Origin of the sequence: Arthrobacter sp. FW305-BF8, from assembly GCF_021789315.1 — a bacterium.
GTDB lineage: Bacteria > Actinomycetota > Actinomycetes > Actinomycetales > Micrococcaceae > Arthrobacter.
In genome coordinates this window covers 292,014-317,833 of record NZ_CP084561.1, presented here as the reverse complement: position 1 = coordinate 317,833, position 25,820 = coordinate 292,014, and the positions used below count along the sequence as shown (strand labels likewise).

General features: G+C 66.8%; 21 protein-coding genes, 1 pseudogene and 2 riboswitches. Of the genes and pseudogenes, 14 read left to right on the top strand and 8 right to left on the bottom strand.

Annotation, left to right across the window (positions count from 1 at the left end):
- The first annotated feature begins 197 nt into the window (after window positions 1–197).
- Window positions 198–1,487, top strand: a complete 1,290-nt coding sequence (locus tag LFT45_RS01420; RefSeq protein ID WP_236806188.1) for an ammonium transporter — start codon at window positions 198–200, stop codon at window positions 1,485–1,487.
- Here LFT45_RS01420 and LFT45_RS01415 read toward each other — a convergent pair.
- Together LFT45_RS01415 and LFT45_RS23320 are read right to left on the bottom strand one after the other, a co-directional pair.
- Window positions 1,436–1,963: a GNAT family N-acetyltransferase gene (locus LFT45_RS01415; RefSeq protein ID WP_236808776.1), complete on the bottom strand. Its 528-nt coding sequence runs from the start codon at window positions 1,961–1,963 to the stop codon at window positions 1,436–1,438. The genes LFT45_RS01420 and LFT45_RS01415 overlap by 52 nt on opposite strands.
- A 1,407-nt stretch (window positions 1,964–3,370) precedes the next feature.
- Window positions 3,371–3,931: pseudogene (locus LFT45_RS23320) on the bottom strand (FAD/NAD(P)-binding protein); the annotation flags it as partial.
- Between the two features lie 260 nt (window positions 3,932–4,191).
- Between LFT45_RS23320 and LFT45_RS01405 the strand changes: the two are divergent.
- From LFT45_RS01405 to LFT45_RS23220, 7 genes are read left to right on the top strand one after another with little or no spacing between them, the layout of a single operon-like run.
- On the top strand, window positions 4,192–5,244 hold the full coding sequence (locus LFT45_RS01405) for an amino acid ABC transporter permease (RefSeq protein WP_236806187.1): 1,053 nt from the start codon (window positions 4,192–4,194) through the stop codon (window positions 5,242–5,244).
- A gap of 5 nt (window positions 5,245–5,249) precedes the next feature.
- Window positions 5,250–6,059 carry an amino acid ABC transporter ATP-binding protein gene (locus LFT45_RS01400; protein WP_272912736.1) on the top strand — a complete coding sequence of 270 codons (810 nt, stop codon included), beginning with the start codon at window positions 5,250–5,252 and terminating at the stop codon, window positions 6,057–6,059.
- Between the two features lie 9 nt (window positions 6,060–6,068).
- Window positions 6,069–7,118: an ABC transporter substrate-binding protein gene (locus LFT45_RS01395; protein ID WP_236806186.1), complete on the top strand. Its 1,050-nt coding sequence runs from the start codon at window positions 6,069–6,071 to the stop codon at window positions 7,116–7,118.
- On the top strand, window positions 7,115–7,960 hold the full coding sequence (locus tag LFT45_RS01390; protein ID WP_236806185.1) for a DUF1684 domain-containing protein: 846 nt from the start codon (window positions 7,115–7,117) through the stop codon (window positions 7,958–7,960). The genes LFT45_RS01395 and LFT45_RS01390 overlap by 4 nt, the downstream gene beginning before the upstream one ends.
- Window positions 7,957–9,138 (top strand): LLM class flavin-dependent oxidoreductase, encoded by a 1,182-nt coding sequence (locus LFT45_RS01385; RefSeq protein WP_236806184.1) that lies wholly within the window; start codon window positions 7,957–7,959, stop codon window positions 9,136–9,138. Before LFT45_RS01390 ends, LFT45_RS01385 begins: the two co-directional genes overlap by 4 nt.
- A 10-nt stretch (window positions 9,139–9,148) precedes the next feature.
- Window positions 9,149–10,564 carry an NtaA/DmoA family FMN-dependent monooxygenase gene (locus LFT45_RS01380; protein WP_236806183.1) on the top strand — a complete coding sequence of 472 codons (1,416 nt, stop codon included), beginning with the start codon at window positions 9,149–9,151 and terminating at the stop codon, window positions 10,562–10,564.
- A 4-nt stretch (window positions 10,565–10,568) separates the two neighbouring features.
- Window positions 10,569–10,691 carry a hypothetical protein gene (locus LFT45_RS23220; protein ID WP_272912735.1) on the top strand — a complete coding sequence of 41 codons (123 nt, stop codon included), beginning with the start codon at window positions 10,569–10,571 and terminating at the stop codon, window positions 10,689–10,691.
- A gap of 286 nt (window positions 10,692–10,977) precedes the next feature.
- Here the strand turns inward: LFT45_RS23220 and LFT45_RS01375 are convergent, their stop codons facing one another.
- From LFT45_RS01375 to cycA, 3 genes are read right to left on the bottom strand one after another with little or no spacing between them, the layout of a single operon-like run.
- The gene (locus LFT45_RS01375) at window positions 10,978–11,787 is read right to left on the bottom strand and encodes a methylenetetrahydrofolate reductase (RefSeq protein WP_236806182.1); all 810 of its coding nucleotides are present in this window, start codon (window positions 11,785–11,787) and stop codon (window positions 10,978–10,980) included.
- Between the two features lie 31 nt (window positions 11,788–11,818).
- Window positions 11,819–12,775, bottom strand: a complete 957-nt coding sequence (purU, locus tag LFT45_RS01370; RefSeq protein ID WP_236808772.1) for a formyltetrahydrofolate deformylase — start codon at window positions 12,773–12,775, stop codon at window positions 11,819–11,821.
- Complete coding sequence (cycA, locus tag LFT45_RS01365) at window positions 12,775–14,274, bottom strand: D-serine/D-alanine/glycine transporter (RefSeq protein WP_236806181.1); 1,500 nt, start codon at window positions 14,272–14,274, stop codon at window positions 12,775–12,777. The genes purU and cycA overlap by 1 nt, the downstream gene beginning before the upstream one ends.
- Window positions 14,275–14,419: 145 nt before the next feature.
- Window positions 14,420–14,517: riboswitch (glycine riboswitch) on the bottom strand.
- A 204-nt stretch (window positions 14,518–14,721) separates the two neighbouring features.
- Window positions 14,722–14,822: riboswitch (glycine riboswitch) on the top strand.
- Between the two features lie 148 nt (window positions 14,823–14,970).
- Here cycA and gcvP point away from each other — a divergent pair.
- From gcvP to LFT45_RS01335, 6 genes are all read left to right on the top strand, one after another.
- Window positions 14,971–17,874 carry an aminomethyl-transferring glycine dehydrogenase gene (gene gcvP, locus LFT45_RS01360; RefSeq protein WP_236806180.1) on the top strand — a complete coding sequence of 968 codons (2,904 nt, stop codon included), beginning with the start codon at window positions 14,971–14,973 and terminating at the stop codon, window positions 17,872–17,874.
- Between the two features lie 3 nt (window positions 17,875–17,877).
- The gene (gcvT, locus tag LFT45_RS01355) at window positions 17,878–19,014 is read left to right on the top strand and encodes a glycine cleavage system aminomethyltransferase GcvT (protein WP_236806179.1); all 1,137 of its coding nucleotides are present in this window, start codon (window positions 17,878–17,880) and stop codon (window positions 19,012–19,014) included.
- Between the two features lie 29 nt (window positions 19,015–19,043).
- A complete protein-coding gene (gene gcvH / locus LFT45_RS01350; protein ID WP_236806178.1) occupies window positions 19,044–19,427 on the top strand; it encodes a glycine cleavage system protein GcvH in 384 nt (127 codons plus the stop codon).
- A 158-nt stretch (window positions 19,428–19,585) separates the two neighbouring features.
- Window positions 19,586–20,998, top strand: coding sequence for an L-serine ammonia-lyase (locus LFT45_RS01345; RefSeq protein ID WP_236806177.1), 1,413 nt, complete (start codon window positions 19,586–19,588; stop codon window positions 20,996–20,998).
- A 40-nt stretch (window positions 20,999–21,038) separates the two neighbouring features.
- Window positions 21,039–22,058: a lipoyl synthase gene (gene lipA, locus LFT45_RS01340; protein WP_236806176.1), complete on the top strand. Its 1,020-nt coding sequence runs from the start codon at window positions 21,039–21,041 to the stop codon at window positions 22,056–22,058.
- Window positions 22,059–22,102: 44 nt separating this feature from the next.
- Complete coding sequence (locus LFT45_RS01335) at window positions 22,103–22,675, top strand: MOSC domain-containing protein (RefSeq protein ID WP_236806175.1); 573 nt, start codon at window positions 22,103–22,105, stop codon at window positions 22,673–22,675.
- Between the two features lie 25 nt (window positions 22,676–22,700).
- Here the strand turns inward: LFT45_RS01335 and LFT45_RS01330 are convergent, their stop codons facing one another.
- The 3 genes from LFT45_RS01330 to hisD are packed head-to-tail and all read right to left on the bottom strand — an operon-like array spanning window position 22,701 to window position 25,812.
- On the bottom strand, window positions 22,701–23,666 hold the full coding sequence (locus tag LFT45_RS01330) for a 3-hydroxyacyl-CoA dehydrogenase family protein (RefSeq protein WP_236806174.1): 966 nt from the start codon (window positions 23,664–23,666) through the stop codon (window positions 22,701–22,703).
- Window positions 23,667–23,709: 43 nt separating this feature from the next.
- Window positions 23,710–24,456 carry an SDR family NAD(P)-dependent oxidoreductase gene (locus tag LFT45_RS01325; RefSeq protein ID WP_236806173.1) on the bottom strand — a complete coding sequence of 249 codons (747 nt, stop codon included), beginning with the start codon at window positions 24,454–24,456 and terminating at the stop codon, window positions 23,710–23,712.
- Between the two features lie 9 nt (window positions 24,457–24,465).
- Window positions 24,466–25,812 carry a histidinol dehydrogenase gene (gene hisD / locus LFT45_RS01320; protein ID WP_236806172.1) on the bottom strand — a complete coding sequence of 449 codons (1,347 nt, stop codon included), beginning with the start codon at window positions 25,810–25,812 and terminating at the stop codon, window positions 24,466–24,468.
- Between the last annotated feature and the right edge of the window lie 8 nt (window positions 25,813–25,820).

Genomic DNA, 25,820 nt, shown 5'->3' with positions numbered 1-25,820 from the left:
CGACGGCGGCGGGCCCTGACGGGGGCCGGCCGCCGTCGTTTTAACGAGCAAAAGCGGTGACCCGCCAACAGTGGTAACAAGCAATTTACATGCCCGAAACCTACCGCGGTTTCCGGAGTCCTATGTTGTGGGGACTAACGGCATTCGTCCGGGTCTCAGCAAAATGCCACCCACCGATTTTTTGAGTGGAGTTCGAAATGAACGCTGGAGATGTTGCCTGGATCCTCGCAAGTTCCGCACTGGTGTGCATGATGATTCCCGCCCTGGCCCTCTTCTATGGGGGCATGGTGGGGTCCCGCCGGATCCTGAACATGATGATGATGTGCTTCGGCGGAGCCAGCCTGGTTGCCGTGCTGTGGGCACTGTTTGGATACTCGATGGCCTTTGGCAATTCCGTGAACGGCCTGGGCCTGATCGGGGACGTTACGGAGTACGCAGGCCTCGAGTCGATGCTGAAGGATAATCCCGATGCCGCCCTGCCGGCAGCGCTGTTCACGTCCTTCCAGCTGTTCTTCGCCTGCGTCACCACCGCCCTGGTTGCCGGTGCCGCCGCCGGGCGCATGAAGTTCGGCGCGTGGATGATGTTTGCCGGCGTCTGGGCCACGCTGGTCTACTTTCCCATCGCGCACTGGGTCTTCGCGTTCAACTCCGCCGACGGCTCGGTGACCGGTGGCTGGATCGCCAATGGCATCAAGGCCATCGACTACGCCGGCGGAACAGCAGTGCACATGAACGCCGGCGCCGCCGCCCTCGCCCTGGCCCTGGTCCTGGGCCGCAGCTCCGGCTGGCCCAAGATGGAACACTCCAAGCCGCACAGCCGGCCCCTGGTGCTGGTGGGCGCGGGCCTGCTCTGGATCGGCTGGTTCGGCTTCAACGCAGGCTCTGCGCTGGCCGCCGGGCACGCTGCGTCCGTGGTGTTCCTCAACACCGCGGTGGCCGCCGCGGCGGGGCTGCTCGCCTGGGCACTCGCTGAACGGATCAGGCACGGGGCCACCACCAGCATGGGCGCCGCCTCAGGCCTGATCGCCGCGCTTGTGGCCATCACTCCTGCCTGCGGCGCTGTCAGTCCGCTGGGCGCCGTGGCCATCGGCGCGATCGCCGGCGCTGTCTGCTCGCTGGCGATCGAATGGAAGTTCCGCCTCGGCTTCGACGACTCACTGGACGTGGTGGGCGTGCACCTCGTGGGCGGCATCATCGGCACGCTCCTCATCGGCATCTTCGCCACCAGCAGCGCGCCCAACGGCATCAGCGGCCTGTTGTACGGCGGCGGCCTGCAGCAGCTGGGCATTCAGTCAGTCGCGACCGTTGCCGTGCTGACCTACTCCTTCGGCATGACCTGGGTGATTGCCAAGGTGGTGGACATGGCCATGGGGCTGCGCATCCACGAAGAGGACGAGCTCCGCGGCATCGACCTCGCGGCCCACGCGGAATTCGCCTACCTGACAGACGAAGACCCCGTGAACCTGGGCGCCGCACGCCCGTCCTGAGCCGGGTCCTCTGCAGGGACGACGGCCAGATCCTTTGTGAACGCCAGCGGCCCTACGGTCTCGGGGTCGGCGGCGAGGTCGAACTGCGCGGCGTACCCGGTGTTCAGGTACAGGTACTTGGCCTCCGGCTGGCGCGGGCCCGTGGTCAGGAAGACGCCGCGGTACCCGCGCTCCGCGGCCAGCCTCTCCAGTTCTGTCAGGACCCGCCGGGCCAGTCCCCGCCGCCGGTGCGCCGAGTGAGTCCAGATCCGCTTAAATTCGGCGGTTTCGGCGTCGTACCGGCGGAAGGCGCCGCCCGCCACGGACTCGCCGTTCTCCTGAATGATCAGCAACGCGCCGTCCGGCGCCTCGAATTCCGCGGCCGGGTATCTGTTCAGTTCCTCCGCGGCCGCGCCCCGGCCGAACAGGTCGCCGTAGCGGGTGTCGTACTCGACGGCGAGCTCATCCAGGAGCGGCCGGACGCGGGGATCGTGCATGGGCAGCTCGAGGACGGTGAGCGGAGAGCGTGACACTGCAGTGAGGATCCTTCGCGCGAGGGCGTCGTTCTCCCGGAACGGCGCCGCGTTGGTGCCAGGCCGGGCAAACGCGCCCGCACCCCAGCCGGAGGTGCCGGGCCCGATTCCGAACAGGCGGCTGCGGGTTTCGCCGGTGCGACCCACAATCCGGTGGCCCGAGGTGACCAGGAGCCGGCCGGTGGAGTGGCCGCCGTCGGACGTGAGCAGGTGCTGCTCAGCGCCCAGGCCCGTGCCATGCAGCGAGCGGAGCAGCGGGTTGGCGGAACGGGCCACGGCGGGACCGGGGAGCCGCGCCTCGATGAAGGCCTTCGCCCGGACGGTCACCGGCGACTGCCCCGACGTCGCCACGAACTCGCCGGTGGCGTCGTCGGCGGCAACAGCAAGGCCCGGTCCCAGGAACTGCAGCAGTCCGGCACGGTGTACGGCCAGCATTTCGCGCAGGCGACGGGGCGGCGGACCCGAATCCACAAAGCTGAAGAACCCGTGCCACCAGCCGTGGACGTCCTCCTGCGAGCGCGCGTTCAGCCGTTCGGGCGGGACGATCCTGCCCAGCTCCATGTACACCTTCAACAGGGCCATGAACAGCGCCAGCGTTTCCGGGTGATCCGGTCCGGTGCGCAGCTCGAGGTCACGTTCGATGTAGCCGGCCAAGGCCGCCTGGACGTCATCGTGGCCGGCAAAGAACCGTCCGCTGAACGGCTTGTCCAGCCGTTCGAGGTCCAGGTGCAGCTCCGCGTCCGGCACGGCTGCGGCGACGAGTTCCTGGCGCGCGCTGCTGTACCAGTCAAGGGCGGCAAAGCGCCCGGCAAATTCGTCCCAGCCCAGCGCAACGCGCTCCGGGCTGCCGGTGAACAGCTCGCGGTAATACCCGTAGCCGGCGTCCTTCGCTATCAGGGGCCAGAGGTGGGTGCGGAAGTCCAGTTCGGCGTGCTCCGCCAGGAGCGCGCCCACGGCGTCGGCGGTGAAGAATCTCGGCGCCGCCGCCGGCTCTCCGCGCAGAGCCACGGAGATCTTGGAGTGGAACGGCACGCCACGCCGCGACCCTGCCCACAGCCTTGGCTCGGCTCCGGACGGAAGGTAGCGCAGCCCGCCGTCGGCCGTCTCCTCGAAACGGCCGCCGCGGCCTTCGGTGAGAAGCACCAGCAGGTCCACGAAGGCCAGGCCCATGCCGGAGACAATGACGTCCTCGCCGGGGGCGATCGGGGAATAGTCGACGTCGGTGGTGTAGCTGGGTGCCGCATGGAACCCGCCGTGCCTGGCCGCGAACGCGGACCAGCCGGCGGAGCGGGCATCCGGTTCCGCGTCCGTGTGCCCCAGCGCGGTAACCACGACGTCGGCGTGCAGCGTGCCGCCGCTGGCCAGCCTCACGCTGTACCCGCCGTCGCCGGGCTGCTGTTCGCCGGGTCCGCCGTCACGCAGTTCGCCCAGCGGATCGATGCTGACAGCGGTGTCGCGGTGGACGGTGACCCGGGCGTCGCTGCCGAGGGCGCGGACGGCGCGGCGGAAGAACCACTCGAGGTACTTGCTTTGCATCTGGCGGGTGGCAAAGGAATCGCCCTTCAGGGAGCGCAGCTGTTCCTGCAGGTGCGGCGGCATGGCCGGCGCGTCGGTGATGGAACCGTCCAGGATCCCGGCGGCCCAGGCAGCGAGCCCCGGCCCGTCGATGGCCGGCCCGTCGCAGACCACCGAGGAGTCGGTGAACATGGTGACGTCCGCCGCCTGGGAATTCATCATGAGGCCAGGCTCCTGGTCATAGCGCCAGATCCTGCCGGAACCGGGTTCATGCGGCTCCACGACGTGGATCTGCATGGGGTGAATTTGCGCTGCGTCGTCCGCAAGCCCGCGCCGGTTGGCCGCGAGCCGCTCGAGGATGCCGGCCGTGCGCGGGCCACCGCCAATGAAAACCACGGATGGGTGCTGCGCTGGCATCGGAAACTCCTGGTGAGAAAGGGCCCCTTGAAAACGGGTTCGGCCCTCAATCTAGGGTCTGGACAAACCGCCGGTCGAGGGCCCTGTCACGGCCGTTCACCCCGCGTAACGGCGCGTAAATCCACGCAAGAATTCGACTCATGACGCCACGCTAAGCCACGTGAACGATTGCAACGGACCGCTTTGCCGGACCTTCCGGGCGCGCCTAGATTTGCAGCCAACTACCCCCGAAGCACCAGCCGGAAGAAGCGAGATGGCGCATGAGTTCAGCAGCAACCAGGACGGCCCAACCCCCCACTGAGAAACCGGCCCCCGAGACCCAAACCGGGGAGACCCAAGCCCCGGCAGTGCCGGCCGCCCCCGCGGACCTTCGTGCCGCCGTCGACTACGCCGACTACCGCCTGGTTCCTGCACGCCGCCCGTGGCGCTGGGTGGGCACCGTACTGGTGGCGCTCGGAGTAGCGGCGGTGGCGTGGTCCCTGGCCACGAACCCGCGCTGGGAGTGGGGCGTGGTGGCCCAGTGGTTCACCGCCAAGTCCGTGGTGAACGGCCTGGTGGAAACCCTCAAGCTCACGGCCATCTCCGGAGTCCTCGGCTTCATCCTGGGCTTCATCCTCGCCCTCATGCGGCTTTCCGCTTCACCGCTGCTGGTCTCCGTGTCCTGGACGTTTTCGTGGATCTTCCGCTCCACGCCGCTGCTGGTCCAGATGCTCCTCTGGTACAACCTGGGTTACCTCTACGAGAAGATCAGCTTAGGCATTCCGTTCACGGACATCCGCTTCTTCGAGGCGCAGACCACCACCCTGATCAGCCAGTTTGCTGCCGCCGTGCTCGGCCTGACACTGAACCAGGCCGCCTACTCGGCCGAGATCATCCGCGGCGGCATCCTGTCCGTGGACCAGGGCCAGCTCGAGGCAGCAGCCGCCCTGGGTATTCCCGCCTGGCGCAGGTCCACCCGGATCGTGCTGCCCCAGGCCATGCGCGCCATCCTGCCCACGGCCTTCAACGAGATCATCGGCCTGGTCAAGGGCACCTCGATCGTCTACGTCCTGGCCTACTCGGAGCTCTTCTACACGGTCCAGGTGATTTACAACCGCACCCAGCAGGTCCTGCCGCTGCTGCTCGTGGCCACGCTCTGGTACGTGGTGATCACCTCCGTGCTCAGCGTGTTCCAGTACTACATCGAACGCCACTACTCCAAGGGAGCCGTGCGCACCCTGCCCCTCACACCGCTGCAGAAGGCCCGGAAGTTCTTCGCCACCCATGCACCGGCCGGCACCACCGGACCCGCCAGCACCACCGGAAGGAAATGATTCCGATGAGCACAACTCTTGAAGCCCCCGCCTCCACCCGCGGACTGGTGGAAATCACGAAGGTCCGGAAGTCATTTGGCACCACCGAGGTCCTGAAGGGCATCTCCCTGACGGTGGAGCCCGGCGGCGTGGCCGTCATCGTCGGCCCGTCCGGATCCGGAAAGTCCACACTGCTGCGGACCATCAACCACCTGGAAAAGGTGGATGCCGGGTTCATCGCCATCGACGGCCAGCTGGTGGGCTACCGGGTCAAGGGCAACAAGCTGCACGAGCTGCCGGAACGGGACATCCTGAAACAGCGCACCGAAATCGGCATGGTATTCCAGAACTTCAACCTGTTCCCGCACCTGACGGCGCTGGAGAACGTGACTGAGGCACCCGTCGTCGCGCAGGGACGGTCCCAGGCGGAGGCCCGCGAGCGCGGCCTGGAACTCCTGGACCGGGTGGGCCTGCGGGACCGCGCCGGCGCCTATCCCCGCCAGCTGTCCGGCGGCCAGCAGCAGCGCGTCGCCATCGCCCGGGCGCTGGCCCTCGACCCCAAGATCCTGCTCTTCGACGAGCCCACCTCCGCCCTCGACCCCGAACTGGTCAACGAGGTGCTGGACGTGATCCGCGAGCTGGCCAAGTCCGGCACCACCCTGATCATCGTCACCCATGAGATGGGTTTTGCCCGCGACGTGGCGGACACCGTGGTGTTCATGGACCAGGGCCAGATCGTCGAACAGGGCAATCCCCAAGACATTTTCACGAACCCGCGCGAAGAACGCACCCGGAGTTTCTTCTCCAAGGTGATCGAACCCGCCTTCAACATCTAAGGACCCCCCATGGCACTCTTCTCCAGCCAGCGCCCCAGCGGCGCGCTGCCCGCCGTCGTGCTTCTCGGCACGCTGCTCAGCACCGCGGCCCTGTCCGCCTGCTCCGACCCCGGCGCCGCAGCCTCGGGCGGTCCAGCAGGTGCCGCATCAGGTGCGGCGACGACGGCGGCCCGCAACGGCGTCGTCTACAACACCTCCCCCGACCAGCAGCGGATCCGCGCCGAAAAGGACGCCGAACTGGCAGCCAAGGTGCCCGCGCTCATCGGCAAGGACGGCAAGCTCACGGTGGCCACCACCGCCGGCTCCATCCCGCTGTCCTTCCACGCCACGGACGACAAGACGCCCATCGGCTCCGAGCTGGACATCGCCCAGCTCGTGGCGGACAAGCTGGGCCTGGAGCTGGACATCCAGGTCACATCCTGGGAGAACTGGCCCCTGAAGACCCAGTCCGGCGACTTCGAGGCCGTGTTCTCCAACGTGGGCATCAACAAGGACCGGGTGAAGCTGTTCGACTTCGCCAGCTACCGGGCGGCGTACATGGGCTTCGAGGCGAAGAAGTCCTCGTCCTACAACATCCAGGGTGCCGACGACATCTCCGGGCTGAAGGTCTCCGTGGGCTCCGGCACCAACCAGGAGAAGATCCTGCTGGCCTGGAACAAGGAGCTCGAAGCCGAGGGCAAGGATCCGGCTGTGCTCCAGTACTACTCGTCCGACGCCGACACCATCCTTGCATTGTCCTCCGGCCGGACCGATCTCAACATCGCGCCGTACCCCTCCACGGTGTACCGGGAGAACACCCGGGACGACCTGAAGATCGTCGGCAAGGTCAACGCCGGCTGGCCGTCCGAGACCCTGGTGGCCGCCACCTCGCTCAAGGGCAATGGGCTGGCGCCGGTGATCACCGAGGCGCTGAACTCCGCCATCAAGGACGGCTCCTACGCCAAGGTGCTGGACCGCTGGGGATTGTCCGAAGAAGCCCTGCCGGAATCCAAGACGGTGACTGAGGCCAACTTTGCTTCCACGCAGACGGGAACAACAGAGACGGGGGCATCCAAGTGAAGTCCCAGGTTGAAACCACCACCGCCTTCGCGGCCGAGTGGGAGCAGTGGCACGCCGCGCATGAGCGCCGCCGCGCCGATCCGCACGGCTTCCTCGCCGTCACCCACCTCCACTGGCTGGGTGCCGAACCCTCCCGGCTCGACGGCGTTCCGGGCCTCTGGAGCGTGCAGGATGACGCCGTCACGGTGGTTTTGGAGGCCGGTGAAAGCCTGCTGCGGGACGGCCGGGAGCTGAACGACAACTCAGTTAAGGACGGAGGTACGGCCGTCGTCTTCGATCCGATCGCCGAGCGGGAGGGCATCAACCTCACCGCGGGTCCCGCCGTCGTCGAACTCGCCAAGCGCGGCGGTGAATACATCGTCCGGCCCCGGCACCCGGAGAACCCTCTGCTCAACGAGTACCGCGGCACGCCGGCCTACGCCCCGGACCCGCGCTACGCCGTCGACGGCGAATACGTGGCCTTCGAGTCGCCCCGGCCGACGACCGTCGGGGCCGCCGTCGAGGGCATCGTGCACGTGTACGAGGCACCCGGCGAGATCCGGTTCACGCTGGAAGGCGAGGACCTCACGCTCACGGCCTTCAACGGCCACGCACCGGGCACGTTGTCTGTGCTGTTCACGGACGCAACGTCCGGCAAGACCACCTACGCAGCGAACCGCTCGCTCACGGTGGGCCCACCGGACGCCGACGGCCGCGTAAACCTGGATTTCAACCGCGCGGTGAACCTGCCGTGCGCCTACACCGACCTCGCCACCTGCCCGCTGCCGCCGGCCGAAAACCGCCTGACTGTGGCCATCGAAGCGGGCGAACAGAACCCCCACGAAAGGCAGGCTGAACAGTGAGCACTGCAGCCCAAGGTTTCCTCGCCCTCGAACTGGACGGCGACGGAGCGCACCCCGCCGCCTGGCGCAAGGCGCGGCACACTCCCGCCGAACTGCTCGACGGAACGCGCGTCCGTGCCACGGTGCTGGCCGCGGAATCGGCCGGGTTCCACGTGGCCACGTTCGCGGACGGACCGCTGACGCCCGCGTCTTCCGATCCCGGCGGCCGGGACATCCCTGGCCGGCTGAACGCCCTGCAGCGTGCCGCCTTTGCCGGGCCTGTTACAGGCTCCATCGTGCTCGTCCCCGAGGTGGACACCGTCTACACCGAGCCGTTCCACATCTCCACGCAGCTGGCCAGCCTGGACTACGTATCCGGCGGCCGTGCCGGCTGGCTGGTGGCCGCCTCGGACCGGACGTCCGATGCCGCCGCCGTCGGACGTTCCTTTGTTTCTGCTGACGGCCTGGCCCGGGAGGCGGCCGATTCGATCGAGGTCAGCCGCCGGCTCTGGGATTCCTGGGAGGACGACGCCGTGATCCGGGACGTCGCCACCGGGCGATACATCGACGTCGACAAGCTGCATTACGTCGATTTCGAGAGCACGGTCGAGTCCGGCGGTGCCGGCTACTCGGTGAAGGGCCCGTCCATCATTCCCCGGCCGCTGCAGGGCCAGCTGCCGGTCCTCGCGCCAGCCGGCCTGCTGGGCGCTGACCAGCTGTCCGCAGGGGCGGCCGACGCCGTGCTCGTCTCCGCACCCACGCCCGAGCTGCTGGCCGGTGAGATCGCCGAGGCCCGCGCCGCCGCTCCCGCGGCGGCCATCATCGCCGAGCTCGACGTCGTCCTCGACGCCCGCGGGCAAAGCGCCGCCGGGCGCCTCGCCGAGCTGGATGCGCACACTCCCTGGCAGAGCAGCCGTGCCCGTTTCGTCGGCACCGCTGCGGAGCTCACCGGGCTACTGGCCTCCATTTTGGAGACTGCCGACGGCGTTCGCCTCCACCCGGCGGTCCTGGACGTGGACCTGGAGGAGCTGGCCCAGCTGGTGCTTCCCGCCCTCCGGCGCCGGGGCGTGCTCGCCCCGCAGCAGACGGGTTCCAGCTTCCGGCACCTGCTGGGCCTGCAGCGTCCGGCCAGCCGGTACACCGCTGCCACCGCCACGGAATCAGTAACTGCACGCGCATCGTCCGCGGCCGATAGCTAGGGAGAGACTCATGACAGACACACACATCGGCAACGGCTTCGTGCCCTCCGGCCAGCTGCAGCTCGGCATCTTCTTCCAGGGCGTGAATTCGGGTACCGTCTGGAAATCGCCGGAGTCCGGATCGCAGACGGACTTCGAGTCCTTCCGCCGCATCGCGCAGACCGCAGAGCGGGGCCTGTTCGCCGCGTTCTTCCTCGGCGAGGGGCTGCGGCTCCGCGAGCACCTCGGCCGCCCGCATGCACTGGACGTGGCCGGCCGGCCGGACGCGCAAACCATGCTGGCCGCGCTGGCCTCCGTGACCAGCCGCATCGGCCTGGTGGCCACCCAGAACACCACGTACAACGACCCCGCCGACCTGGCACACCGGCTGTCCAGCCTGGACCTGCTCTCCGGCGGCCGTGCTGCCTGGAACGTGGTCACCACGGACAATGCCTGGACCGGGGCGAACTTCCGCCGCGGCGGCTACCTGGACCACGCCGACCGGTACGTCCACGCCGAAGCGTTCGTCAATACGGCCAAGCGGATCTGGGATTCCTGGGAGGACGGCGCCATCGCTTCGAGCCCCGGCGCCTCCGCCTGGGCCGCGCCCGGTTCGGCCCGGCCCGTGCGCCACGAGGGCAAGCACTACACGGTGGACTACGTGCCCCGGCTGCCGCGCAGTGCCCAGTACCGGCCGGTGCTGTTCCAGGCCGGCGACTCGCCGGAGGGACGCGACTTCGCTGCCCGGCAGGCCGACGTCATCTTCTCCGCCCACCCTAAGCTCGACGACGCCCTCGACTTCCGCCGCGACATCGTCGAGCGCACGGTCAAGGCCGGGCGCGGCGCGAACGACCTCAAGATCATGCCCGCCAGCGAGTTCATTCTCGCGGCCACCCCGCAGGAAGCCCGCGAGAAGAAGAACTGGGTGCGGAGCCTGCAGATCGGGCCCGAGCAGGCCATCGCCTATCTCGAACAGTTTTGGGGCCGCGAGCTCCAGGGCTTCGATCCGGACGGGCCGCTGCCGGACATCGACCCCGTGGTGGAGGAGACCTCCGAGACCCGCGGCAGCGGCTTCCACGGCGCCAAGGCGAAGCAGTTGGCGGATCAGTGGCGCGCCGAAGCCAAAGACAAGGGCCTCAGCATCCGGCAGTTCGTCTCAGCCCGGACCAGCCGCGGGGACTCCAGCTTCACCGGTTCCTACACGGAGGTGGCGGACCGCCTGGCGGAGTATGCCCGCACCGGAGCGGTGGACGGCTTCAACATCTCGCCGTGGCTGATCCCCACCGGCCTGGACGACATCGTCAACCACCTCGTCCCGGAACTTCAGGAACGCGGCGTATACCCCACGGAGTACGCCGGCCCCACGCTCCGGGAGAACCTGGGCCTGGCGACGCCGGTCCGGCAAGAAGCCGCCGTCGGGAACACCGCCGTCGGACTTGAGGTCTAGGCGCGTGGCACGCGACGACGGCTCAGCAGACCGCGAGGCGGAAGACTCGGGGTGGGGCAGCCGCGGGTCAGACGAGGCTGCCGACACGATCAGGCTCCAGCTGACCGTCCGCGAGCTGCTCCTGTAATTAACCCCGCCGATTGCTCCGTAGGCGCCCTTTTCACCCTCCAAACGGCACCTACGGAGCGCCGGATGGGAGTTTGCGGGGTCAGAAGCCGAGGTAGGCGTGTTCTGTGTGTTTGACCTGGGGTGCCTTCGATGACGACGGCGGACTCGACGCCCCGCATTATGGGTTCAGCCCACAATGCAAGATGTTGCGGCCAGGAAAAAAGCACGAACGTACAGTTGTGGCCCCAATTCCCGGCGGAAAAGGGGCCACAAGTGTACGTTCGCGCTGTGGTTGCGGACTTTGGCTAGGAGGCTTTGGCGCCCGCGGGAAGGTTCCAGGTCATTGCCGGCTGGGTTTCGACGTTGTTGAATGTATAGAGGTGGATGCCCGCAAGTGCAGGATCCATCGTGGCCAGTTCGGACACCAGAGACCCTGATGAATAGCTGCCGGCGTTCAGGAGCCTGCGGGCGAGGGGGCCCTTCCGGTTCAGGAACTTCAGCGACGGGCCGACCCCGATCTTGGTGGCGAGCGCGATCAGCTTGGCCCGCGGGACGGCCCCGGCCACCCCAGCCCAGATCGGGAGATCGAGGCCTTCGCGCCGCAGCATTTCCGTGTACCAGCCGATCCTGGGCGCCGAAAAGCACATCTGGGTCACCACGTTCGAGGCCAGATGCTGCTTCTCCAGCAGTGCATCGAGCATCTGCAGCTCGTTGTGTTTCGGATGGCCTTCGGGATATCCGGCGACACCGATGGCCATGGACCCGCCGGTCAGGTCGGCAATGTCCTCCATGAGCCGGCTGCTGTTGCCGTAGGGACCGGCGGGCTCCGGAGCGTCACCTCCGATCGCGAAAACCTCCGTAATCCCCGCAGCCTCGCAGTCACGGAGCATTCCGGCCAGCTGCGCCCGGCCATCGATGCTCCGGGCGGCCAGGTGGGGAATCACCTTGTAGCCCAGCTGGCCAAGCTGGACCGAGGCCCCCACGGTGGCCTTGACCCCGTGGTGCGGGAGGCAGGTTACCGTCAGCGTTGATCCGGCTGAAACGTGCGTCTGTACTTCGGCAACAATGCCGTCGGTGGGAATGATCTCCAGGCGCACCGGCAATTGGTTCGTCATGAGCAACTCCAGGTCTGGTTGGATGGGCTTGTCAGCGGAGGATGACCGTGCGGTTCCCGGACAGGATGATTCTTCCTTCGGCGTGCCAGCGAACAGCATTCGTCAGGGCCTTGCACTCCGCGTCCTTGCCCACGGACACCAGGTCCGCGGGAGTGTAGGTGTGGTCGACCTCAATCACCTGCTGCGCAATGATCGGTCCCTCATCAAGCTCTGAATTCACGTAATGGGCCGTGGCGCCGACAGTCTTCACTCCGCGCTCATGCGCCTGGTGGTACGGTTTGGCACCCTTGAAGCTGGGCAGGAAGGAGTGGTGGATGTTGATGGCCCTGCCGGCGAGCCGGGCGGTGGCCGAGTCGCTGAGAACCTGCATGTAGCGGGCCAGGACCACCAGCTCAACCTCATAGTCATCCACCAGTCCAAGCAGCCTGGCCTCCGCTTCGGCTTTGGTCTCCGGCGTCACGGGGATGTGGTGGAACGGGAGCCCGTGCCAGGCTGCGAGCCCTTCCAGGTCAGGGTGGTTGGACACTACCGCCGCTATCTCCACCGGCAGCTCGCCGTTGCGGGCCCGGACCAGCAGGTCGTTGAGGCAGTGATCGTATTTGGACACCATCACCAGGATCCGCTGCTTGCGGTCGTGGCGCTCCAGACGCCAGTCCATGCTCCATTGGCCTGCGAGCGGTGCGAAGCTGTCTCGGAGCTGTTCGACGGCGGGCTGTTCGACGGCGGCGGTGTCACCTGCCGTGTCACCTGTCGCGTCACTCGTCGAGGCGAAGTGGACCCTCATGAAGAAGTGCCCGGCGGTGCGGTCGCCGAACTGCTTGAGGTCAACGATGTAGCACTCCTGCCTGAGCAGGAAATCCGCGACCGACTGGACGATTCCCAGCGAGTCCGGGCAGTGGAAGGTGAGCACGAACTCCCCGCCGGCAGCGGGATCCTGGGGCCCGCGGGCCCGGCCCGCCGCCGTCGGCCTTTCCTCTGTCCTGATCATCACTTGACGCTTTCCTTCTCCTCGAGACGCCGGCTCGCATGCTCGCGGGCGGCGGTCTCCTCAGCCTGGAGTTCATCCTGGAAGGCTGCGTAGCGGGCCAGGTGCGCGGGCCGGCGGCGCAGAACCAGCCAGGCCGCACCGAGCAGGACGAACCAGACAGGGGTGACCAGCAGTGCGGTCAGGGTGTCGGGCTGGGTGGTCAGAGTCCACAGCACGAAGGCGAAGAACGCGAAGACCACCCACACCATGGGGATGCCTCCCGGCATCTTGAACTTTGAGGCCGTGTGCAGGTGCGGGCGGCGGCGCCGGAAGGCGATGTAGCTGGCGAGGATGATCGACCAGACGAAAACGAAGCAGACGGCCGAAACGGTGGTGACCATGTCGAACGCCTTGCCGACGTCCTGGCCGGCGTACATGAGCACTACGCCGGAGAGCAGAAGCACGCAGGACAGGAACAGGGCGTTGTTGGGTACCTTGCGGCGGGACAGGCTGCCGAACGCGGCGGGCGCGTCGCCTTCCTGGGCCAAGCCGTAGACCATGCGGGAGGTGGAGTAGATTCCGGAGTTGGCCGAGGACATCGCCGAGGTCAGCACCACGAGGTTGACCACCGTGGCGGCGGCCCCGAGTCCGGCCAGCGAGAACATCGCAATGAACGGGCTGTGGCCGGCGGCGAACTGGGTCCAGGGCGTGACGGACATCAGGATGATGAGGGCACCCACGTAGAAGAGCAGTACACGGATCGGGATGGAGTTGATGGCCTTGGGAAGGTTCTTCTCCGGGTTCTTGGCCTCTGCGGCCGTGGTGCCCACCAGTTCGATGCCCACAAAAGCGAACACAGCGATCTGGAAGCCGGCCACAAAACCCATGAATTCATTGGGGAAGAAGCCCCCATGGCTCCACAGGTTGGTGAAGCTTGCCTGTCCGGCGTCGCTCTGGAAACCACTGAAGATCATGAACATGCCCACGATGATCAGGGCGGCGATGGCGATGATTTTGATGAGGGCGAACCAGAATTCGGTTTCACCGAATGCCTTGACTGTGGTGAGATTCAGCAGCAACAGGATGGCCACGGTGGCCAGGCCCGGGATCCAGAGGGGCAATCCCGGCCAGAGCTCGCGGGAGTACCCGGCAATGGCGATGACGTCCGCAATTCCTGTGATCACCCAGCAGAACCAGTAGGTCCATCCGGTGAAGAACCCCGCCCACGGCCCCAGCAGGTCGGCGGCGAAATCGCTGAAGGACTTGTAGTTCAGGTTGCTCAGCAGCAGCTCGCCCATGGCCCGCATGACGAAAAAGAGCATGAAACCGATGATCATGTACACGAAGATCACGGACGGGCCGGCCGCGGAAATGGTTTTGCCGGAGCCCATAAACAGGCCCGTGCCAATGGCACCGCCGATGGCGATCAGCTGGATGTGCCGGTTGCTCAGCTGCCGCTCCAGGCGGGGAGCCTCACCGGCTGAGGAACCGGCTGGGGAGGCAGGGGGATGAATCGTCATAAGGAACTCCATCGTTCAAGTGGCAAATAGCCACACTGATTCGGTTCCTCCCCACTCTGTCTTGGACCTGAGAGATTCCGCGGACATGGTCTTCCGCTTGCACCGTCGGTGAGACAGGACGTGCCTGCCTGCTTTCCAGAGTTGCCTCGCCGCGGCGGTACGTGGGCCTGAGAGTTTCCTGGGGAGGGTTTGCTCCTACGGCGCCTGCTGAACGTACCGGCAGGGCTCTCCCGCCGCAGATCGTAAGCATTTTCAGTTATTTGAAAAAATGTATGTGTGCCGGCGGCGGCCGTCTTGCCGGCCCGGGCCGGTCAGTGCAGCCCCGCTGGCCACCGGATCAGTGTGGTCTCCGTCACGAAGAAATGTCAAACGGGGACCTCCGATTTGGTCTGGGCGGAATTGTCCCGTAACCTGTGAGCCGAATCACCCCACATCTTCATAGCCTTTCGAACCGTGGCGGGAGAGTCCTCCCAGTCATTCACCGGGCAGGCGCCGTAGGAGCAAATCCTCCCCAGGAATCTCTCAGGCCCCCGTACCGCCGCGGCTAGGCAACTCTGGAAAGCAGTTCGGGTAACCGGGCTCACCGACGGTGCAAGCGGAGAATCATGTCCGCGGAATCTCTCAGGTCCAATACAGAGCGGGGAGGAACCCAATCCATGCCGTGCCACCCGTGGCCGGCCAGACCTGGAGTTCCTCATGACGATTCAATCTCTTCCATCAACCTTCGCTGACCGGCATATCGGCGCCCGGCGCAAGGCCGATATCGACACCATGCTCAAGACTGTCGGCTATGACACTGTCGACGGCCTTGTGGATACCGCCGTTCCGGCGTCCATCCGCCAGGAGAACCCCCTGCTGCTCACCGCCGCCCTGAGCGAAGTTGAGGTCCTGGCGGAGCTTCGCCGCCTGGCCGCCAAGAACAAGACCGCCGTGCAGATGATCGGCCAGGGTTACTACGACACCGTCACCCCGCCGGTGATCCGCCGCAACATCCTTGAAGCCCCGGCCTGGTACACCGCGTACACCCCGTACCAGCCGGAGATCTCGCAGGGCCGGCTGGAGGCGCTGCTGAACTTCCAGACCATGGTCCAGGACCTGACCGCGCTGCCGGTCGCCAACGCGTCGCTGCTGGATGAAGCGACGGCGGTGGCCGAGGCTGTGCTGCTCATGCGCCGGGCCAACAAGAACAAGCAGGCCAAGGACGGCAAGACGGTCCTGGACTCCGACTGCCTCCCCCAGACCATCGCGATCGTGCTGGGCCGCGCCGAAGCCCTCGGCTTCGAAGTGGAGGTCGCCGACCTGTCCAAGGGACTTCCCGACGGCGACATCAACGGCGTCGTCCTCCAGCAGCCCGGCGTTTCGGGCCGCGTCTTCGACCACACCGGGGTCATCGCCGCCGCCAAGGAACGCGGCGCCTTGGTCACGGTGGCCGCCGACCTGCTGGCTCTGACCCTGATCACGCCTCCGGGCGAGCAGGGCGCCGACATCGCCGTCGGAACCGCCCAGCGCCTCGGGGTTCCGCTGTTCTTCGGCGGCCCGCATGCCGCCTACATGGCGGTGCGGGCCGGCATGGAGCGCACGCTCCCGGGCCGCATCGTCGGCGTCTCCAAGGACAACGCTGGCGCGCCCGCCTACCGGCTGGCCCTCCAGACCCGCGAGCAGCACATCCGCCGGGAGAAGGCGACGTCCAATATCTGCACCGCCCAGGCGCTGCTGGCCATCGTGTCTTCCTTCTACGCCGTTTACCATGGCCCCGACGGCCTGAAGGCAATCGCCGAGACCGTCCACAACAACGCCCGCGTCCTCGCCACCGCGCTCAAGACGGCGGGCCGTGAACTGGTCAGCGACTCCTTCTTCGACACCCTCACTGTGCGGGTGCCCGGCAAAGCCCACAAGGTCATCACCGCCGCGGAGGCCCGGGGGATCAACCTGCGCCTCATCGATGCGGACACCGTTGGCGTCTCCATTGATGAGACGACGACGGCGGAGGTGCTGTCCGCCGTGGCCGTCGCCTTCGGCGCCGGTCCCGTAGGGGACGCAGCGGGATTTGAACTCCCCGAAGCCGTACTGCGCACCTCCGGTTACCTGGAGCACCCGGTGTTCAACACGCACCGCTCCGAAACCCAGCTGCTGCGCTACATCCGCAAGCTCTCCGACCGCGACCTGGCGCTGGACCGCACCATGATCCCGCTGGGCTCCTGCACCATGAAGCTGAATGCCACGGCAGAGATGGAAGCCATTTCCTGGCCGGAGTTCGCATCGATCCACCCGTTCGCCCCGGATTCCCAGACCGAGGGCTGGCGCGAACTGATCGATGGTCTGGAAGCGGACCTCGCCGAGATCACCGGGTACGACCAGGTGTCCATCCAGCCGAACGCCGGCTCGCAGGGCGAGCTCGCCGGGCTGCTGGCGATCCGCGGCTACCACCTGTCCCGCGGTGATGACCAGCGCAACATCTGCCTGATCCCGGCTTCGGCGCACGGCACCAACGCGGCCTCCGCGGTGCTGGCCGGCATGAAGGTGGTCGTCGTGGCCACCGCCGCCGACGGCACCATCGACCACACCGACCTGTACGCCAAGATCGAGGCGCACAAGGACGCCCTGTCCTGCATCATGATCACCTACCCGTCCACGCACGGGGTCTACGACGCCGACGTCCGCGAGGTCTGCGACGCCATCCACGCGGCCGGCGGCCAGGTCTACATCGACGGCGCCAACCTCAACGCCCTGGTCGGGCTCGCGCAGCCGGGCAAGTTCGGCGGCGACGTCTCGCACCTGAACCTGCACAAGACCTTCTGCATCCCGCACGGCGGTGGCGGTCCCGGCGTCGGCCCCGTTGCGGCCAAGGCGCACCTCGCTCCCTTCATGCCCGGCGATGCGAACAACGCTTCGTTCGAAGGTGGTGTAGCGGGCGCTGTCGGATCAACAGGCGTCGCCATTTCCGCTTCGCGCTTCGGCTCCGCGGGCGTGCTGCCCATCTCCTGGGCCTACGTAAAGCTCATGGGCGGCGACGGCCTGACCGAAGCCACCAAGTCCGCGCTGCTCGCCGCGAACTACGTCGCTTCCCGGCTGAACGATTTCTTCCCGGTCCTTTACACGGGAGACAGCGGCTTGGTGGCGCACGAGTGCATCCTGGACCTGCGCGGCCTCACGGCGAAAACCGGCGTCACCGCCGAGGACGTGGCCAAGCGCCTGATCGACTTCGGTTTCCACGCCCCCACGCTGGCGTTCCCTGTGGCCGGCACCCTGATGGTGGAGCCCACCGAGTCCGAGGACCTGGCCGAGATCGACCGGTTCATCGACGCGATGATCACCATTCACGCCGAGATCGAGCAGGTCGCCAACGGCGACTTCACCGTGGAGAACTCCCCGCTGCGCAACGCACCCCACACGGCAGCCGCCGTCGTCAGTTCCCAGTGGGACCGTTCCTACCCCCGCGAGCAGGCCGCCTTCCCCGTTCCGTCACTCAGGCAGGACAAGTACTTCCCGCCGGTGGGCCGCATCGACGGCGCCGCAGGCGACCGGAACCTGGTTTGCTCCTGCCCGCCGATCGAAGACTTCGAGATTTCGACAAGCTCAATCACCGGATTGGAAAACTGACCAATGACCGAGAACTACACCGCCCTCTACGACCAGCACAAAAAGGCCGGCGCCTCGTTCACCGATTTCGGTGGCTGGCAGATGCCGCTCAAGTACACCTCCGAGCTTGCCGAACACCACGCCGTGCGCAACGCGGCAGGCCTGTTCGACCTCTCCCACATGGGGGAAGTCTGGGTGACGGGCCCGGACGCCGGCGCCTTCCTGGACTACGCCCTGGCCGGCAAACTGTCCGCCATCGCCGTCGGCAAGGCCAAGTACTCACTGATCTGTGACGCCGACGGCGGCATCATCGACGATCTGATCACCTACCGCCTTCCCGCGGCTGCGGACGGAACAGCCAAGTACCTGGTGGTCCCCAACGCCGGCAACGCCAAGGTGGTGGCCGCCGCCCTCGCCGAGCGCGCAGCGAAGTTCGACGCCGCCGTCGAGGACGCCTCCGCCGAGACGTCGCTGATCGCCGTGCAGGGGCCCAACGCGGAAGCCATCCTGCTCCAGCTGGTCCCGGCCGAACAGCACTCCCTGGTGACCGAGCTGAAGTACTACGCGGCCGTTGAAGTCGAAGTCAACAGTCAGGACCTCCTGCTCGCCCGCACCGGCTACACCGGTGAAGACGGTTTCGAAATCTACGTGCCCAACGACGATGCTGCCGGGTTGTGGGAGGCGCTTCTGCACGCGGGCGCCGCGCACGGGCTGATCCCGGCGGGCCTGGCCTGCCGGGACTCGCTGCGCCTGGAAGCCGGCATGCCGCTCTACGGCAATGAGCTCTCGCGCCGCGTCAATGCCTACGCCGCGGGGCTGGGCCCGGTGGTGTCGCTGGCGAAGGAAAGCGACTTCGTGGGCAGGGAAGCACTGGCCGCGATCAAGGCAGCCGGCGTCGGTTCCACCATTGGACAAAGGCTCGTGGGCCTCAAGGGCCTGGGCCGGCGCGCTGCCCGCGGCCACTACCCGGTCCTCAAGGACGGCACGCTGGTGGGCGAGATCACCTCCGGCCAGCCCTCCCCCACCCTCGGCTACCCGGTGGCGATGGCGTATGTCGACGTCGATTATTCCGAAGTTGGCACGGTCCTGGACGTAGACCTGCGGGGCAAGGCCGAGCGGTTCGAAGTGGTCGCCCTGCCCTTCTACCAGCGCTCCAAGTAACCAGCACCTCGATCTCAAAGGAAAATCACATGAGCAAAGTTGTTTCTGAACTGAAGTACTCCGCCGAGCACGAGTGGGTTGCTGCCGACGGGGCCGGACCTGTGGGGATCGGGATCTCCGCTGTCGCGGCCGACGCCCTGGGCGACATCGTCTACGTGGACCTGCCCGAGGTCGGCTCCACGGTCAGGGCCGGCGAAACCTGCGGCGAGGTGGAATCCACCAAGTCGGTCTCCGACCTCTACGCCCCGGTCACGGGTGAAGTGACCGAGATCAACGACGGCGTCGTCACGGATCCGGCCCTGATCAACAGCGACCCCTACGGCGCCGGTTGGCTGTTCAAGGTGGCAGTCACGGAAGAGGGCCCGCTGTTGTCGGCCGAAGAATACGCAACAGCAAACGGCGGCGAACTCTAGCTCGCTCCTCCCTCCCTTCGCGGGGCGTGGAGTTTCTGTACAGATACCGCGAGTTCGAGGCCCTTTTGAGCCCATTATCTGGACAAAAACTCCACCCCCACGTACCTCAAACCCTCCCCAGCCCGAACCGACCACAACTCTCCAGTTAGGAACCGACCATGGCTGTTGGCGTCTTTGACCTCTTCTCGATCGGCATCGGCCCTTCGTCGTCGCACACCGTTGGACCCATGCGGGCTGCGGCGGTGTTTGCGGAGGAGCTGACATCCTCCGGCGTACTCGAGCGGGTGGCGTCCCTGCGCGTGGACCTGTATGGCTCGCTCGCGGCGACGGGGCACGGGCACGGAACCATGACGGCGGTCCTGCTGGGCCTGGAGGGCTTCCACCCCGAGCTGATCCTTCCCGATGAGGTCGAGGAACGGCTGGGCTCGATCGCGGAGACCGGGACGTTGCAGCTGGCCGGGTCGGTTCCGCTGCCGTACGGGGTCGCAGACATGGTGCTGCGGCCACTGACCGTGCTGCCGCGGCACACCAACGGCATGACATTTACGGTTTTTGATGCGGCCGGCTCCGAGCTCCGGAAGGCCACGTTCTTCTCCGTGGGCGGCGGGTTCATTGTCCGCGAGGGCGAGGAGGATGCGGCGCAGCAGGAACTGGACGAGTCCAAGAAGGAACTGCCGCTGCCGTTCCGCACAGCGGCAGAGCTGCTCAAGCACTGCCAAAACACGTCATTGAGCATCAGCGACGTGATGCGGGTCAATGAGGAAGACAGCCGCACCGAATACGAAATTCGCGAGGGACTGCTCCACATCTACTCCGTGATGGAGGGTTGCGTCGAGGTCAGCCTGAAGCGCGAGGGGCTGCTGCCCGGCGGACTGAAGGTCCGCCGTCGTGCTCCCGACTGGCATGAACGCCTGCTGAAGGAAGGCCGTGACCACGGAGGGGACTACCGGGACCCCAAGTACTGGCAGGAGTGGGTGAACCTCATCGCGCTGGCGGTTAACGAGGAGAACGCGTCAGGCGGGCGCGTGGTGACCGCACCGACGAACGGCGCCGCCGGGATCATCCCGGCCGTCCTGTACTACGCGCTGCACTTCGCTCCGGGTATGGACAAGGCCAGCCAGGAAGACCGCGACGACGTCGTGGTGAAGTTCCTGCTAACCGCCGGTGCCGTCGGGGTGCTGTACAAGGAACAGGCCTCCATCTCCGGCGCCGAGGTGGGCTGCCAGGGCGAGGTGGGATCGGCGTCGTCAATGGCCGCCGCTGGCCTGGCCGAAGTCATGGGAGGCACCCCGGCGCAGGTGGAGAACGCCGCCGAAATCGCGATGGAACACAACCTGGGCCTGACCTGTGATCCCATTGGCGGGCTGGTCCAGGTGCCCTGCATCGAACGGAACGCGATCGCCGCCGCGAAGGCGATCAACGCGGCCAAGATGGCGCTGTGGGGCGACGGCTCGCACCGGGTCTCGCTGGACGAGGTCATCGTGACCATGCGCGAGACCGGCAAGGACATGAGCTCCAAATACAAGGAAACGGCCATGGGCGGGCTCGCCGTCAACGTCGTGGCCTGCTGATTCAGCACACCTGCAGATTTAGTACTAGGGAAAGAGAACAATGACACTGGCACCAGAAGGCCGGAAAATGCTGCGGATCGAGCAGCGCAATGCGGCCACCCCGGTGGAACGCAAACCGGACTGGATCAAGGCCAAGGTCCAGATGGGCCCGGAATTCGTCCAGCTCAAGAACCTGGTCAAGAAGGAAGGCCTGCACACCGTCTGCGAAGAGGCCGGCTGCCCCAACATCTTCGAATGCTGGGAAGACAAGGAAGCCACCTTCCTGATCGGCGGCTCCGAATGCACCCGCCGCTGCGACTTCTGCCAGATCGACACCGGCAAACCCTCCCCCGTGGACCGGTTCGAACCCACCAAGGTGGCCCGCTCCGTCCAGTCGATGCAGCTGCGCTACGCGACCGTCACCGGCGTGGCCCGTGACGACCTCGAGGACGAAGGCGTCTGGCTCTACGCCGAAACCGTCCGCAAGATCCACGAACTGAACCCCGGCACCGGCGTCGAACTGCTCATCCCGGACTTCTCCGGCAAACCCGAACACATCGCCGCGATCTGCGACTCCAAGCCCGAGGTGTTCGCGCACAACGTCGAGACCGTGCCGCGGATCTTCAAGCGGATCCGGCCCGCGTTCCGCTACGAACGCTCCCTGGACGTCATCACCCAGGGCCGGAACCTGGGCATGGTCACCAAGTCCAACCTGATCCTGGGCATGGGCGAAACCCGCGAAGAAATCTCCGAGGCGCTCCGCGACCTGCACCAGGCAGGCTGCGACCTGATCACCATCACCCAGTACCTGCGCCCCTCCGAACGCCACCTCCCCGTGGACCGCTGGGTCAAGCCCCAGGAATTCGTGGACCGCCAGCACGAAGCCGAGGAGATCGGCTTCCTTGGCGTCATGTCCGGGCCCCTGGTCCGCTCCTCCTACCGTGCCGGCCGGCTCTGGGCCACCGCCATGCGCAAAAAGGGCCGGGACATCCCCGCCGAACTCGCCCACATCGCCGACGGCATCCAGGACTCCGGAACCACCCGCCAGGAAGCCAGCTCCCTGCTCGCTCGGACTGCCTGACCTCTGTCCCGACCGCAGCCCTGACTGGGGTATAGCGTTATTGCATGACGGCAACCTACCGGTACGACGTGGACGTCCTGCACCTGCTGGTTTCACCGGCGCACGCCTACTTCGGCCGCGCACGCGACGGCGCGGCTGACGTGCCGACGGCGGATGCCGGCCAGGTTGAGATCGTGGCGGGCAAGGGCATCGTTGGGGACCGGTTCTTCGGCAAGGCGGCCCACATGGACGCCGCCGTCACCCTGTTCGCGGTCGAGGCCCTTGAGGCCATGGCTGTGGAACTGGACGCCGGCCCCTTCGACCCGCTGCTGACCCGGCGCAACGTGATCCTCAGGGGTGCCCACCTTGCCCCGCTCCTGGGCCAGGACTTCGCGCTTGAATCCCGGGGCGACGTGGTGCGATTCAAGGGCGGGCGGCCCGCCCACCCCTGCGCGTGGATGGACCGGATGCTCGCGCCGGGCGCGCACGCCGCCATGCGCGGGCGCGGGGGCATGCGCTGCCGCGCGCTGTCCGACGGCGTGCTGCACCGGGGACCCGCGGTGCTGGTCAGCCCGGTGCCACTTGAGCCCGAACAGGCGGGCGCTCCGAGCGTGCTGCGGCCGAGCCGGCTGCCGTAAGGGAGCCGGGGGCTGGGTTAGCGGCCTACAGGCCCGGGGCCCGGCCCAGCTCGGCGCGCAGCTGCGAGAGCCGCGCATAGGCACTGTCCCGGTAGGCAACAAGGCTTTCCCTGCCGGCCGGGTCCACGTCCAGGAACCCATGGCCGGATTTCAGGCCCAGGTTGCCCTCCTCCACCGTGGCCGTCAGCGCGGCGGGCGGGGCGAACCGTTCACCGTAGGCCTTTTCCAGGGTCCGGAACGACGACTCATAGACATCCAGGCCAGCCATGTCCCCGATGGCGAACGGGCCGAACAGCGCAAGGCGGAACCCGAAGGTGTTGCTGACGACGTCGTCGATCTGGGAGGGGTTTGCGACGCCCTCTTCAACGATCCGGGCCGCCTCCTTGTACAGCGCAAACTGTAGCCTGTTGGCGACGAACCCCGGCGTGTCGGCAACCCTCGCGGGCGTCTTGCCAAGGGTCCTGATGAGCTCCTCGGCAAGGTCCACGACGGAAGGCAAGGTTCCCGGCCCCGGGATGAGTTCGACGCCGGGGATGAAGGGTGCCGGGTTCATCCAGTGGACGCCGAGGAACCGCTCCGGGCTGGTGACGGATGCGGCCAGCTCCCCGATCGGAATTGCGGAAGTGTTCGTACCGATGACTGCATCCGCCGGGGCGGCTGCAGAAATGCGGCGGAGGATATCCGCCTTGATCACTGGGTCCTCCGGGACCGCCTCGGCGATATAGTCCGACGTTCCAACAGCATCCTCGATGCTGGCGGCAGCCGTGAGGTTGTCCCCGACCTTGTCCGCTGCGCCGGCAGGCAGCAGCCCCTGGGCCTCGAAAGCCCTGGCCTGGTCCACGAGGCGGACGCGGGCACGTTCGGCGATTTCGCCGTCGACATCACCGAGCGTCACCCGGTAACCGTGCAGCGCCAGCACCTGGGCTATGCCGCCGCCCATGTAGCCGGCGCCGACCACGGCGGTCTTCGAGATGGTCTGCGTGATGTTCACGTTGCTGCTCCTAGGAATGGGCCGCTTCAGTCGGATGGACCGTTCAGCGGATGGTGTAGCCGCCGTCGACGGCGAGAGTGTGGCCGGTGATGAGCGATGCCGCGTCGCTGAGCAGGAACGCCACGGCCCCGGCGACGTCCTCGGGTTCGCCGAAGCGGCCGATCGGGATGCGGGACAGCAGTTCTGCTGCCCAGTCGGGCCTGCTGAGGGTCGACGCCGTCAGTTCCGTCCGTACGAAGGTTGGGGCAACGGCGTTAACCCGGATCCCCGCGGCAGCCCATTCCAGGGCCAGGATCTTGGTGAGGTGGATCATTCCTGCCTTGCTGGTGCCGTAGGCCGCCCGTTCCTCAATGGCAACGATCCCCGCCTGGGAGGCGATGTTGACGATGGCACCAGGGGTACCGGCGGCCACCCAGTGCCGTGCCAGGGCCGTGGTCAGGAAGAAGGTGCCCTTGAGGTTGGTGTCGAAGACCGTGTCCCAGTCGTCCTCCGTGAGCTCCAGGGCAGGCTTGGGCACGTTGACGCCCGCATTGTTGACGAGCAGGTCAATCCCGCCGCTGGCCCGCTGGAGTGATTCGGCGAACCCGCTGATGTTGCCGGAGCTGCTCAGGTCCACGGCCAGGGCCGGCGTCCCGTACCGTTCACTGATCTGCTGGGCCGTTGCGGCGTCGCGGCTGGTCCCGTAGACGGTGGCGCCGGACTCGGCAAGGTCATCAGCGATGGCCTTGCCGAGTCCCCGGCCCGCCCCGGTGACCAGTACTTTCTTGCCGTCGAGGCGGAAGTTCGGCACGCGTGGTCCTTAGCTGTCGAAAGTGTGGTCCGACCAGGGCAATGACGTGCCGCGGTACTTCGCTGCGCGCACGTCTCCGGACCGTGCGTGGCCCTCAAACCGCTCCACCCTTGCTGCGCGTCCGCAGAGCTCACCGAAGAAGGCGCTGGATTCGGTGTTGGTCACTTCCTGGTAGGTGACGGTGCGCAGGTACTTGCCTACCCAGAGTCCGCCGGTGTAGCGGGCAGCACCACGGGTGGGCAGGACGTGGTTGGTTCCAATGACCTTGTCGCCGTAGGAGACGCAGGTTCCCTCCCCGAGGAACAGCGCGCCGTAGTCGTGCATCTTCTCCAGGGCCTCGCGGGGGTTCTGGGTGAGGATCTGCACGTGCTCGTAGGCGTACTCGTCGGCCAGGACGTAGGCGTCGTCGAGGGAGTCAACGACGTGGATCGCGCCCCAGTCGCGCCACGCGGCCTCGGCGTAGTCGCGGGTAGGCATGTCCACGAGGATCGTGTCGATGTGCTCGATGACCTTGCGGCCCAGTTCCTCACTGGTCGTGATGAGGACGGCCGGGGAATCGGGTCCGTGCTCAGCCTGGGACAGAAGGTCGACGGCGACAATGAACGGGTCAGCGTGCTCATCGGCCACGACCAGGACTTCGGTGGGCCCGGCGAAGAGGTCGATGCCGACCTCGCCGAAGAGCTGGCGCTTGGCTTCGGCGACGAAGGCGTTGCCGGGGCCGGCCAGCATGTTCACCGGCTTGATGGTCTCGGTGCCGACGGCCAGCGCTGCTACCGCCTGGATGCCGCCGAGCAGGTAGATCTCATCGGCGCCGGCCAGGTACATCGCGGCCACCGTGGCATCCGGGACTTCGCCCTGGATCAGCGGGGTGCACGCTGCGACGCGCTCAACGCCGGCAACTTTGGCAGTAATGATGGTCATGTGGGCGCTGGCCAGCAGAGGGTACTTCCCGCCGGGAATGTAGGCTCCGGCAGCCTGGACCGGCACATTCTTCTGCCCGAGGAGCACGCCGGGCATGGTTTCGATTTCGAAGTCGGTAAGGGACTCACGCTGCTTCTGCGCCATGACGCGGACCTGTTCCTGGACGAACTTGATGTCCTCAATGGTCTGCTCAGGGACGCGTGCCATGATCTCCTCGAGCTGCTCCTGAGTGAGCAGGAAGGACTCGGGGGCGTGCTTGTCGAACTTGGCAGAGTACTCGCGGACGGCTGCGTCTCCGCGCTCCCGGATGTCTGCAATGACGGCTTCCACAGTGGCGCGGACCTCCGGGGTGCTCCCCCGGGCCACGCTGTTGCGGGCCGGCTCCTTCAGCATCGCGGACTTCACGGCCGAGCTGATTTCATTTGTAACCGTCATCAGGATTA

Excerpts from the sequence above, each read along its gene's own strand:
- cycA (WP_236806181.1), bottom strand. The coding sequence starts at position 14,274 with ATGACGATTCATCCCCCTGCCTCCCCAGCCGGTTCCTCAGCCGGTGAG.
- LFT45_RS01395 (WP_236806186.1), top strand. The coding sequence starts at position 6,069 with ATGGCACTCTTCTCCAGCCAGCGCCCCAGCGGCGCGCTGCCCGCCGTC.
- LFT45_RS01375 (WP_236806182.1), bottom strand. The coding sequence starts at position 11,787 with ATGACGAACCAATTGCCGGTGCGCCTGGAGATCATTCCCACCGACGGC.
- gcvT (WP_236806179.1), top strand. The coding sequence starts at position 17,878 with ATGACCGAGAACTACACCGCCCTCTACGACCAGCACAAAAAGGCCGGC.
- gcvH (WP_236806178.1), top strand. The coding sequence starts at position 19,044 with ATGAGCAAAGTTGTTTCTGAACTGAAGTACTCCGCCGAGCACGAGTGG.
- LFT45_RS01335 (WP_236806175.1), top strand. The coding sequence starts at position 22,103 with ATGACGGCAACCTACCGGTACGACGTGGACGTCCTGCACCTGCTGGTT.
- LFT45_RS01420 (WP_236806188.1), top strand. The coding sequence starts at position 198 with ATGAACGCTGGAGATGTTGCCTGGATCCTCGCAAGTTCCGCACTGGTG.
- purU (WP_236808772.1), bottom strand. The coding sequence starts at position 12,775 with ATGATCAGGACAGAGGAAAGGCCGACGGCGGCGGGCCGGGCCCGCGGG.
- LFT45_RS01345 (WP_236806177.1), top strand. The coding sequence starts at position 19,586 with ATGGCTGTTGGCGTCTTTGACCTCTTCTCGATCGGCATCGGCCCTTCG.
- lipA (WP_236806176.1), top strand. The coding sequence starts at position 21,039 with ATGACACTGGCACCAGAAGGCCGGAAAATGCTGCGGATCGAGCAGCGC.
- gcvP (WP_236806180.1), top strand. The coding sequence starts at position 14,971 with ATGACGATTCAATCTCTTCCATCAACCTTCGCTGACCGGCATATCGGC.
- LFT45_RS01415 (WP_236808776.1), bottom strand. The coding sequence starts at position 1,963 with ATGCACGATCCCCGCGTCCGGCCGCTCCTGGATGAGCTCGCCGTCGAG.
- LFT45_RS01400 (WP_272912736.1), top strand. The coding sequence starts at position 5,250 with ATGAGCACAACTCTTGAAGCCCCCGCCTCCACCCGCGGACTGGTGGAA.
- LFT45_RS01405 (WP_236806187.1), top strand. The coding sequence starts at position 4,192 with ATGAGTTCAGCAGCAACCAGGACGGCCCAACCCCCCACTGAGAAACCG.
- LFT45_RS01380 (WP_236806183.1), top strand. The coding sequence starts at position 9,149 with ATGACAGACACACACATCGGCAACGGCTTCGTGCCCTCCGGCCAGCTG.
- hisD (WP_236806172.1), bottom strand. The coding sequence starts at position 25,812 with ATGACGGTTACAAATGAAATCAGCTCGGCCGTGAAGTCCGCGATGCTG.